This window comes from Enterococcus sp. 2201sp1_2201st1_C11_2201SCRN_220225, from assembly GCF_040925905.1.
Lineage (GTDB): Bacteria > Bacillota > Bacilli > Lactobacillales > Enterococcaceae > Enterococcus_C > Enterococcus_C asini_A.
This window is the reverse complement of record NZ_JBCOJC010000004.1, coordinates 88,637-99,641: the sequence shown is the minus strand read 5'-3', so window position 1 is coordinate 99,641 and position 11,005 is coordinate 88,637. Positions and strand designations below refer to the sequence as shown.

Here is an 11,005-nt window from a genome sequence, read left to right as displayed (position 1 = left end):
CCGAACACAGAAGTTAAGCTTCTTAGCGCCGATTGTAGTGAAGGGTTTCCCTTTGTGAGAGTAGGACGTCGCCACGCGTTTGACCGTTATGTTATCATAGCGGTTTTTTTTGTGTACTCGAATGTGCTCTTTGTCAATTGGTATAGTTTTGGTCAAATCGTACTTTAGGAAAGACCTTGATATTCCCTTTTTCTATTATTAAAGGAGTGCACAAAGATTTTAATTGGATTAAAATACATTTTCAAATATGAGGGAATGCACAAAAGCCAGCAACAATTCTCCTTATTTCTTTTTCTCTAATTCTTTGTTTGAGTATGGGGGGAAGTTGGTACTTCTTGATAAGGAAGCTTTAGTTATGGTCGTATGGTTTTGGAAGCTTAATTATAGGACAACCGATTATCACAGAACAAAGTTTGCGGGATCTCAGTCAATATCAAGAATTTTATTTTCTAATATTGATTTTTAGAGTTAAATAGCCATAGATTAAAATACATTAGAAAAATGAAATAAATGATAATAAAGGGGATAAAATAAATTAAAAAGACAGAATTGCGATATCCAATTGCTGACGTAGCACTTAGCAGCTGAATTTGCCTACTCAATATTTTCCAGATACAATTAAATAGAAATTATATTTTGGAATGTTAGCCAAGAGTTTACTTAAAGATAGGAGGCTAGATAATGAAAATACGCAACTGTTTTATTCGAATTGCTTTATTGATACTCCTGCTTGTTTCATATCTGTCTACCGTGCTTCCTTTTTGTTTTGCAGAGGCTGATACAATTAAAGAAGAACTTCTTTTGAGTAGTGAAGGTTTAACAATCACTAGTTTTCAAGAGATTAATCATGGTAATAAGCTAATTACCTGGTTTTTTAGATATGTGAGCCAAGCTCCTGAAGGTAGTCAACAAGTTCTCAAAATGCATATTTCGAATCAAAATTCTCAAATTCACGATAGTCAGACTAACTGGCATAGAGAAACAGAAACTGGATGGTGGGAACAGGATGACTTCTCGACTGATGGACAGGGAATTGTTCAACTAACAACGCCAGCAACTGAAAATTCTTTGATTGTTTCTTTTCAAATGGATCGAATAGTATCCGTTGATGAAAGTCAACTAGTGGAAAAGAATGTGCTAAATGAAGCAGGTGGCCCTTATGAGTTAGTGGTAAAAACAAATACAACTTCAAAAACTAGGGAGAATTCTGTTTCTGAAAATAACGAGATGTCAACGAAAACAAATTTGCAAACAGCAGTTATAGAAGAGCTTCCAAAGAGCGAATCAGTTGTATTTGGTGAGCAATTTGAAAAGATTGCATCAAATCAGCTAACTACAGACCCTTTTGCCTATACTGTAATTGATGATCACAGTAGATTTCCTACTCATAATACTCAGCAGTTTTTAGGCGGTGGCTTGGTGGAAAATGAATACATAAAAAATTACGATTACAGCCGAAAAAGTGAATCTGATTTGATTGATCGTTATACGTTAGCCAACTCTGCTTACTCTGGCTTTGATACAGGTTATCACGAGTTTGACAGTGGCATTCATACAAAAAAGTCAGTCAAGTTGCTTGAAGACAACCCAAAAAGATTCCAAGTTACCCTAGATACTATAGGTGATGAAGTAGAGTCAACTCCTCTTGACATCGTTTTGTTGTTAGATCGATCCGCAAATATGCAAACTCAGGAAAACGACCAAAGCTATTGGAAACAATTGAAAGTGAAGGTTAGAGAATTTGTGGAGTCTATGATGAACACTGGGCTTGATGTGCATGTGGGAATTGTTGATTTTTTTGTAGAAAGCGAAGAAGAACCTACCGTTAATTTGACAATTATGAATCATCGTCCCATGAAAGACGAGTTGAAAGGAAACATTGAAAACTACACTCATGATGATTTCTTTTCAAATAATACGAAGCGTATTTTGGATCGGACTGTTTTGTCAGCAAATCCGGCTGAGTCTCTAGGAACACCTACTTTTTTAGCAATAGATGCGGCGCTTTACCTGCTAAACAGACCTGAGACAAGTTCGAATCGTAAAAATGCTGCTAAAATTGTTTGTTCTATAACCAATGGCTCTCCCAATTTAGCGCCTACAATGGATTACTACGAACAAAACGGAGCGTTATTATCTGTTGTAGAATCTTTAAAAAAGCTTTCTTTTAATCCAGAATTATCATCGTATAAATCTTTACATATTGAAGAATCAAATCGTTTTATTGGAAACGGTCAAGTGTCTACTTCAGAGGAGATGGAAGCAACACAAGACTTTCTTGAAATTCGGAAAAATCAAAACCCTAATGTGAAATGGTATTCGTTTGGTTTTCATGAAAATGAGCAATCAGACGCTTTGGTGGCAAGTTTAGGATCTGAGGGCTGTTATGTAATGGGTGAAATACCTCATGTAGTTGATTCAATAGCGCAAGAAGCAAAAACCACTACAATTCAAAAAGCCAATTTACAGGTTCCCATGAGTCCTTTTATTTCCTTGCATCAGGAATCGGTTAGCATTACGCCGGTTCTCATTGATGAAGAAAATATTTTATTTACTGATATTCAAATTCCTGAATTCAATTTTCAGCCAGTGGTAAAGGATGAAGAAATTTTGTTGGAAAATATAAGTCTAGGAAAAGTACCACAAGGCCGATTGGGCTTTCGTCTAACCTATGAGATTTCATTAAAAGAAGCCTATCAAGATGGAAAATTCTATCCAACTAGTAAACCAACATGCTTGATAAATAACAGAGCAGGACCAAATGAGGAGCGTTATTATTATCCAATACCTGCAATCAGAGATACTAAACTATCCCAGGTGAATCTGGAATTAAAATTGCAAATAAAAGATACGAATAGTGGTTTATCAAAGGCTCAATTTGGCATATTTCAAGAGTTGCAAGCAGAGGAACCTCTTTATGAATCGAATATTTCCACGGAAGAAGGGTATTTTTCTTTTGTGGATGTTAGGCCGGGAATCTATTGGTTAAAAGAAGTTCAGAGCTCAGAGCTATTTAAACCATTGGAGCCATTACCAATTCAAATAACGAATACTGGCGAGATATATGTCGCCAAGACGCCACTTCTAGTAATAGAAAAAGAGCTAAAACCAGTGTGTCTTAAAGTAGAAAATATCTCTGGAACTAAGTGGCTAACAGGAGCGCAATATCTACTATATTCAAAAACATCGGAGTTAAGTTTGTCACTCATTGAATCAATAAATGACAAAGGGATTCACGAATTAACAGGAATCAAAGCAGATTCCTATCAATTATTGGAGAAACAATCAGCTTCTGGATTTCAGCCTGTGACAAGTAGTGATATTCTTGGAGAGCTAGAAATTACTCCTAGTGGTCATATTAGTTATCAATCACAAATACTTGAACCTGTGGTAAGTGAAAAAGAACTTCTTATTTTATTACCGCCAATTGAAAATAGACTGAAACCCTTTTTGTTTACTTTATTAGTTCAGAATAAACAAATGGTAGCGATAAGCGGTTCTGAATTTGCTCTTTTTGAGCAGGATCCAGCTTTAAACAACCATGCTCCTATTTACGCTAGTGGAATTAGTGATCAAGAAGGACAGGTAATATTTAATGGGGAAGGAGCAGATTTGCTGCAACCAGGAAAAGTCTATTTTATGAAACAAGTTTCAGCTCCTAGAGGATATCTTAGATTAAATAGCATATTTAAAGTCATGATTGATGAAACAGGAAATGTCCAGTTGTACTACGGGAATGAGAAAATTCCTGATGGGCAGTATCAGCTTTCATTAAAACAAGAAGAGGCTAATCACCTCCAATTAAGAATCCAGCAAACTTTAGTCCAGACGTTACCGAAAACCGGTGGTACAGGTAAACAGTATTCGTATCTTGGTTTAGGCGTGGTTGCTCTATTAGTGGGATGCTACTACTTAAGTTGCTTGACTGATTCAAAATAAAAGATTAGCTAATTCCTACCCAACTTTTGGGAGAAGGGATTAGCTTTTTTGACGTGAAATTGACAAAAATAACTTCTCTTGGGACAATAGAATTAGCGAAAACTGGAGGGGATAAGAATGAAAGAAGAGTATGAAGAAAACAATTTTTTTGCTGGATTACGAAAACAGCGCTATGAACCTAGTCGTCATTTTATGGATTTTCATATTGCGGGATTCGCCTACTACGATGGGCTAGATGTAATTGAAGAGTTGAAATTGGGGCAAAGGGTGAATCTAGTAGTAGAACCGGACAATCCCCATGATCCTGAAGCTGTGGCCATTTATTATGGACAAAGCAAGCTTGGCTACATTCCACAAGGGAAAAACACTTTATTCAGTACATTCTTATACTTTGGCCATCACGAGCTTTTTGAAGCGAAAATTCAAATGGCAAATTTGGAAAATCACCCGGAACGGCAATTTCGGGTAGTAGTAAAAATAAAAGATGTGCGGACTAGTAAAAATGAAAGTTCAGCAGTTAATTAAAAGAATTTTGAAAAAACAATCTGAAAATCATGGTTTTTTTCAAAGAAATCGTTATAATAGAGATAACTTAACAAATATATCTCTATTATCAATTAATGTTCGGAAATTGCTAGCTATCAATTCGAAATAGGTATGGGGAATTTTAAAGGGGTTTGGGGAAATGACAGACATTGAAATTGCACAACAAGCAACGATAAAACCAATCACGGAGGTTGCTGCTAAGGTCGGGTTAGTCGCAGATGATTTAGAACTATATGGTAAATACAAAGCTAAAATTGAAATGGCAAAAATTCAAGATTTAGCTAAAAAAGAATTCGGGAAATTGGTTTTAGTAACTTCCATTAATCCTACGCCAGCAGGTGAAGGAAAATCTACTATTACTATCGGTTTGGCAGATGCTTTAAACCGAATTGGCAAACAAACGGTAATTGCCTTGCGAGAACCCTCTTTAGGTCCCGTTATGGGGATTAAAGGGGGGGCTACTGGAGGCGGCTACGCACAAGTGTTGCCAATGGAAGATATTAACTTGCACTTTACCGGCGATATGCATGCGATTACCACTGCTAATAACGCCTTAGCAGCTCTTTTGGACAATCATATTCATCAAGGCAATGAACTAAATATCGATGCCCGGAGAATTATTTGGAAACGGGTGGTAGATTTAAACGATCGGGAATTACGTCAAGTGATCGTTGGTTTAGGAGGACCAATTCAAGGAGTTCCCCGGCAAGATGGATTTGATATTACAGTAGCTAGTGAAATTATGGCAATTTTGTGCTTGGCTACAGATATTGACAATCTTAAAGAACGTTTAGGCAATATTGTTGTGGGCTATACTTTTAATCGAGAACCAGTCTATGTTCGGGATTTGCAAGTTCAAGGTGCTTTGGCTTTATTATTAAAGGATGCTTTAAAACCTAATTTGGTCCAGACAATTGAGGGAACACCAGCCTTTGTTCATGGTGGCCCATTTGCTAATATCGCCCATGGTTGTAATTCCATTATGGCTTCTCGCTTGGCCTTGCAGTTAGGGGATTATGCTGTTACTGAAGCGGGCTTTGGTGCTGATTTGGGCGCAGAGAAGTTTTTGGATATCAAAGTACCCCATCTTGGAAAAGCCCCAGACGTAGTAGTGATAGTGGCAACTATTCGGGCTTTAAAGATGCACGGAGGAGTTGCCAAAGATCAGCTGGCAGAAGAAAATGTAGCAGCCGTGAAAACTGGTTATCAAAACTTGAAGCGTCATATTGAAAATATGCAAGGTTATGGTGTACCTGTAGTAGTTGCCATTAATGAATTCGTCACAGATACCGAAGCTGAATTTGCTCAATTGGAAAATTTGTGCGAGGACCAAGGGGTCGTTGTCAAACGTGCTTCCGTATGGGCAAATGGGGGAGCTGGAGGAGAAGAATTGGCGAAAGCCGTGATTAACGCAGCAGCGCAAGAGCACGATTTCCAAACGTTATATCAAATGAGTGATAGTTTAGAATCAAAAATCCGTCAAGTCGTTCAAAAAATTTACCACGGAGCGGAGGTTCATTTTGAGAAGAAAGCTCAGACCCAATTGCGAACATTTGCTAAAGAAGGTTGGGATCATTTGCCGGTATGTATGGCAAAAACCCAGTATTCTTTCTCTGATGACCCCACTGCATTGGGTGCTCCTAATGATTTTGTAATTACTATTCGAGAATTGGTGCCTAAATTAGGGGCCGGCTTTATTGTGGCACTAACTGGGGATGTCATGACGATGCCGGGATTACCGAAAAAACCAGCTGCGCTAAAAATGGATGTAGATGAGGTCGGTAATGCAGTAGGCTTATTCTAAATTTAACAGACTAGTACTAAAGGACGGTTTTTAATCGTCCTTTTTGCTTTGTAAAAAAGTTTTCCCAGTTATAAAATTCTAGTTGAAAAAGGATTCTGTGCTATCATTAGAAAAGAGAATTTCGGCTTGTCTTTTCCCAGTCCATCGGGGATAATGAAAAGAGCTTTCGACAGAAAAGAGGGGAGCTATTATGCGGATTACTATTATTCGTAACACGGGCTTTTTTGGTATGGGTAGTCCGTTAACATTAAAAGTGAATCATCAAAAAAGTTTACTTTCTAACCAAAAGCAAGCGGTTTTTGAATTACCGAATCAACCAGTAGAGATTCAAGTTTCTTTTTTTCTTTTAAAAAGCCAACCCTATCAGATTCAAGCTAATCAGGATCAAACCTTAGAAGTTACTATGAATCCTGCTTTTGTACTGATTTATCTCTTATTATTTGGCTTGCTATTTATTTTATCTCAAGGGTTAGGGGCTTTTTTGGCGGGGTTAGTCTTGTATTTTTTGATTATGTATCGTCTATGTTCACGAGCGTATCTTATTAAGGAGGTGCCCTGATGGGGGAACGAGCTGATGTTTTTTTAGCAAGTTTTAATCGAATCGAAAAATGGTTGCGAGAGGAATTGGGCAATCCGCGAAATATGGGATTTAGTGAAATGGTTCGTCGCTTAAATAAACAAAAAAATCCCGAAGTACGAGCAATCAGTGAGGATTTATTACAAATGGCGCAACTTAGGAATGCCATTGTCCACGAACGGGTGGGAGAAGATTTTGTCATTGCGGAACCCAATGACTGGGTGATTGAGCGGATTACCAAAATCGAATCACTATTACTAAAACCTGAATTGGTTTTACCTAAATTTGGTAAACGGGTGACCGGATTTGAGATTACCCTGCCGGTAAAAGAAATTTTGCGCACCATTGCCGAAAAACGCTATTCTCAATTTCCTATCTATGACCAAGGAAACTTCAAAGGACTGATTACATTACGGGCACTTGGGTATTGGTTTGCCAAAGAAAGTCAAACTGGTGATATTAAACTGGGAGGCAAAACCGCCGCGGATTTGTTGTTAAAAGATGGGAAAGTCACCAATTATACCTTTGTTTCTAGTACCACTACGGTGACAGAAGCAAAACAATTATTTGAAAACGAAAATTTGCTTGAAGCAATCTTGATTACGAAAGATGGGAATCCTAACGGCAATTTGTTGGGCATCATTCGACCACGGGATATCTACGGGGCAAATGCAAAGGAGAAATGATTTTTGATTAGTTACTTAGTGATTGCGGCCTTATTGGTAGTGGCCGATCAGCTGATGAAATACTGGATTGTCAGTAATTTAAGTTTAGGGGAAGCACTGAACGTAATCCCCGATGTTTTTTCTTTAACGTATTTTCAAAATAGCGGAGCAGCTTGGAGCATTTTAGAAGGACAAATGTGGTTTTTTGCCCTAGTAACTTTTATTGCAGTACCAGTCTGCCTTTGGCTATTATGGAAAAATCGTGAAGGCAGCAAGTTTTATTCCTTTGCTTTGAGTTTAGTCATTGCAGGGGCTTTAGGGAATTTTATCGATCGCATGCGCTTGGGTTATGTAGTGGATATGTTCCAAACGGATTTTATCAATTTTCCGATCTTTAATGTGGCGGATATGTGTTTGACGATTGGGGTTGCCCTCGTCTTTATTTATGCTTTATTTGAAGAGCGCTTTGAAAGGAAGACAAAATGAAGGAACAAATCAAGCTTCAACTGAAAGAAAAAGGTGGCCGGATTGACAAAGTGCTCAGTGAACAACTGGCCAAGTACAGTCGCTCCCAAATCCAGCAATGGTTAAAAGAAGACTTAGTCACTGTTAATGGAGCAGTGGTTAAGGCAAATTACAAAACCAAGCCTTACGATCAAGTGGAAATATCCATTCCGGAGCCCTCCACTTTAGAATTAATCCCTGAAAATATTCCGTTAGACATTGTGTATGAAGACCAGGATGTGGCGGTCGTCAACAAGCCACAAGGGATGGTGGTTCATCCTTCTGCAGGACATCCCAATGGTACTTTGGTAAATGCTTTGTTGTATCACATGCAAGACTTGTCTTCAATTAATGATGTGATTCGTCCAGGAATTGTTCATCGCATTGATAAGGATACCTCGGGCTTGTTAATGATTGCCAAAAATGATTTCGCCCATGAGTCATTAGCTAAACAATTAAAAGAAAAGACTTCTTTGCGCAAATATGTAGCCTTAGTACATGGAGTTATTCCCCATGAAAAAGGAGTGATTGAGGCACCTATTGGTCGTTCCAAAACCGATCGGAAAATGCAGGCGGTCATTGAAGAAGGCAAACCCGCAGTGACTCACTTCCAAGTTTTAGAACGTTTTGCAGCGTTTACTTTAGTGGAATTGCAATTAGAAACGGGACGGACTCACCAGATTCGGGTGCATATGAAATACATCGACTATCCCTTAGCAGGAGATCCTGTATATGGGCCGAAAAAAACATTAAAGGGCAATGGTCAGTTTCTCCACGCCCAAGTTTTAGGCTTCGAACATCCCCGAACTGGCGAATTTTTAACTTTTGAAGCGCCAATCCCGGAAATTTTTCAAAAAACATTGGAAAAATTACGAAAATAAGTTGCTTTACTGAATGAAGAAGTGTATCTTATACCTAACAGAAAAATAAATAACCTTTAAGTTAGTCCCGTGAGGCTAAGAAGGAATGGTGAGTTGAATCCCGCAGTGCGCTGTGGAAAATGCAACTCAAAAATGACGGTACCCGAAAACGGTACTAGTTTAGACTAAAACCAAACCTCTTGTCCTCTGGGCAAGAGGTTTTTTGTTTATGGAAAATGGTTATTAAATAATGAAAGTGGAGGGAATACAATGGCAGTAAAAGAAGTAGTAGATGCCGTAACAATGAAACGGGCGTTGACTCGAATCGCCTATGAGATTATTGAACGAAATCGAGGACTTGAGGATTTGGTCTTAGTAGGAATTAAAACACGTGGGATTTTCATCGCCCGGCGCATTGCGGAACGCTTAAAACAATTAGAAGACATTGAGGTTCCAGTAGGAGAATTAGACATTACTTTGTATCGTGATGATGTGAAAGACAAAAGTTTGGAAGATCCAGAAGTTCATTCTTCCGCAATCCCGGTGAACCTTGAAGGCAAAGAAGTCATCGTGGTAGACGATGTACTCTACACTGGTCGGACCATTCGTTCTGCATTAGATGCAATTATGGACTTTGGCCGTCCGAATAAGATTCAACTTGCGGTTTTAGTAGATCGAGGCCATCGAGAATTGCCGATTCGGGCAGATTATGTTGGGAAAAATATTCCTACTGCTCAATCTGAAGAAATTATTGTAGAGATGGAAGAAAGCGATGATACCGATCGCATTTTGATTAAAAATTAGGAGTGAAGCAGCGTGGCAGAATTTCATAATGACGATGTAGTTTTAGATATTAAGGATAAACCCAAACCCTTCGTCTGGTTAGGGTTAAGTCTTCAACATTTGTTTACCATGTTTGGGGCAACGGTTTTAGTCCCAATTTTAGTGGGAATCAATCCCGGCATTGCCTTAGTCAGTTCTGGTTTGGGAACTTTAGTTTACTTGTTTGTCACGAAAGGCAAAATTCCTGCTTATCTAGGTTCTAGTTTTGCTTTTATTGCGGCTATGCAGCTGTTAATGAAGACAGATGGCTATCCTGCGATTGCCCAAGGCGCGATGACTACTGGTTTGGTTTACTTGATTGTGGCAATTTTAGTCAAGAAAATTGGCTCAGCTTGGTTGGACAAAATTTTACCACCCATTGTAGTGGGACCCGTGATTATGGTAATCGGATTGGGCTTAGCAGCGAATGCGGCTAACAATGCCATGTTAAACAACGGTAAATACGATTTTTCTTACTTAATCGTGGCTTTGGTCACATTGGGCATTACGATTTTCTTCAATATGTTTTTGAAGGGTTTCTTAGGCTTAATCCCAATTTTACTAGGGATTATCTGTGGCTATCTCTTTGCCTTAGTCATGGGGGTGGTAGATTTAAGTGGGGTTCAATCAGCCGCTTGGTTTGCGTTACCTGATTTCCAAGTACCCTTTGTCACCTATGAACCGAAATTTTATGCCAGTGCGGTTATCACCATGGCTCCAATCGCTTTTGTGACTATGACAGAACACATTGGCCACCTGATGGTCTTAAACAAACTAACCAAACGGAATTTTTTCCAAGAGCCTGGTTTGCATAAAACATTAATGGGCGATGGCTTAGCGCAAATTGTTGCTGGTTTTGTGGGCGGGCCTCCTGTAACTAGCTATGGAGAAAATATTGGGGTCTTAGCCATTACTCGTGTCCATAGCGTCTTTGTTATCGGCGGTGCAGCAGTTCTAGCAGTTATTCTTGGTTTTGTAGGGAAACTCAGCGCACTGATTCTAAGTATTCCTAATCCAGTGATTTCCGGAATAAGCTTTATCTTGTTCGGTGTAATTGCAGCAAGTGGTTTAAAGATTTTGATTGAAAACAAAATTGATTTTGACAAAAAGAAAAATTTGATTATCGCTTCCGTGATTCTAGTTATTGGCATCGGCGGACTTTACGTAGAAGCAGGGACGTTCACATTATCGGCTATGGCATTGGCGACAGTCTTAGGGATTATCTTAAACTTGATTTTACCGGAAACCTCTCGCAGTGAAGGGTAAAAAAATCCTCAACAAACGATTT

The 11,005-nt window shown here is 38.7% G+C and carries 9 protein-coding genes; all 9 read left to right on the top strand.

The genetic code is table 11. From position 1 onward, the window contains the following. Positions 1-681 precede the first annotated feature (681 nt). The 9 genes from AB5754_RS02280 (at position 682) to AB5754_RS02240 (ending at position 10,983) form a co-directional block, all read left to right on the top strand. Entirely contained in the window at positions 682-3,939 is a 3,258-nt protein-coding gene (locus AB5754_RS02280) for a hypothetical protein (RefSeq protein ID WP_368251560.1), read from the top strand. 117 nt (positions 3,940-4,056) lie between these two features. Next, on the top strand, positions 4,057-4,464 hold the full coding sequence (locus AB5754_RS02275) for an HIRAN domain-containing protein (RefSeq protein ID WP_311834580.1): 408 nt from the start codon (positions 4,057-4,059) through the stop codon (positions 4,462-4,464). A 160-nt stretch (positions 4,465-4,624) separates the two neighbouring features. After that, entirely contained in the window at positions 4,625-6,289 is a 1,665-nt protein-coding gene (locus AB5754_RS02270) for a formate--tetrahydrofolate ligase (protein ID WP_368251559.1), read from the top strand. A 190-nt stretch (positions 6,290-6,479) separates the two neighbouring features. After that, on the top strand, positions 6,480-6,848 hold the full coding sequence (locus AB5754_RS02265; protein ID WP_368251558.1) for a hypothetical protein: 369 nt from the start codon (positions 6,480-6,482) through the stop codon (positions 6,846-6,848). Further along, positions 6,848-7,552 carry a CBS domain-containing protein gene (locus AB5754_RS02260; RefSeq protein WP_311834577.1) on the top strand — a complete coding sequence of 235 codons (705 nt, stop codon included), beginning with the start codon at positions 6,848-6,850 and terminating at the stop codon, positions 7,550-7,552. Before AB5754_RS02265 ends, AB5754_RS02260 begins: the two co-directional genes overlap by 1 nt. Before the next feature lie 3 nt (positions 7,553-7,555). Beyond that, positions 7,556-8,017 carry a signal peptidase II gene (lspA, locus tag AB5754_RS02255; protein ID WP_368251557.1) on the top strand — a complete coding sequence of 154 codons (462 nt, stop codon included), beginning with the start codon at positions 7,556-7,558 and terminating at the stop codon, positions 8,015-8,017. Continuing rightward, positions 8,014-8,916, top strand: a complete 903-nt coding sequence (locus tag AB5754_RS02250) for an RluA family pseudouridine synthase (protein ID WP_368251556.1) — start codon at positions 8,014-8,016, stop codon at positions 8,914-8,916. The genes lspA and AB5754_RS02250 overlap by 4 nt, the downstream gene beginning before the upstream one ends. A gap of 249 nt (positions 8,917-9,165) precedes the next feature. Then, complete coding sequence (gene pyrR / locus AB5754_RS02245) at positions 9,166-9,699, top strand: bifunctional pyr operon transcriptional regulator/uracil phosphoribosyltransferase PyrR (RefSeq protein ID WP_368251555.1); 534 nt, start codon at positions 9,166-9,168, stop codon at positions 9,697-9,699. Between the two features lie 12 nt (positions 9,700-9,711). Beyond that, positions 9,712-10,983: a solute carrier family 23 protein gene (locus AB5754_RS02240; protein ID WP_311834573.1), complete on the top strand. Its 1,272-nt coding sequence runs from the start codon at positions 9,712-9,714 to the stop codon at positions 10,981-10,983. The last annotated feature ends 22 nt before the right edge of the window (positions 10,984-11,005 follow it).

Excerpts from the sequence above, each read along its gene's own strand:
- AB5754_RS02250 (WP_368251556.1), top strand. The coding sequence starts at position 8,014 with ATGAAGGAACAAATCAAGCTTCAACTGAAAGAAAAAGGTGGCCGGATT.
- AB5754_RS02265 (WP_368251558.1), top strand. The coding sequence starts at position 6,480 with ATGCGGATTACTATTATTCGTAACACGGGCTTTTTTGGTATGGGTAGT.
- AB5754_RS02275 (WP_311834580.1), top strand. The coding sequence starts at position 4,057 with ATGAAAGAAGAGTATGAAGAAAACAATTTTTTTGCTGGATTACGAAAA.
- AB5754_RS02270 (WP_368251559.1), top strand. The coding sequence starts at position 4,625 with ATGACAGACATTGAAATTGCACAACAAGCAACGATAAAACCAATCACG.
- AB5754_RS02260 (WP_311834577.1), top strand. The coding sequence starts at position 6,848 with ATGGGGGAACGAGCTGATGTTTTTTTAGCAAGTTTTAATCGAATCGAA.
- pyrR (WP_368251555.1), top strand. The coding sequence starts at position 9,166 with ATGGCAGTAAAAGAAGTAGTAGATGCCGTAACAATGAAACGGGCGTTG.
- AB5754_RS02280 (WP_368251560.1), top strand. The coding sequence starts at position 682 with ATGAAAATACGCAACTGTTTTATTCGAATTGCTTTATTGATACTCCTG.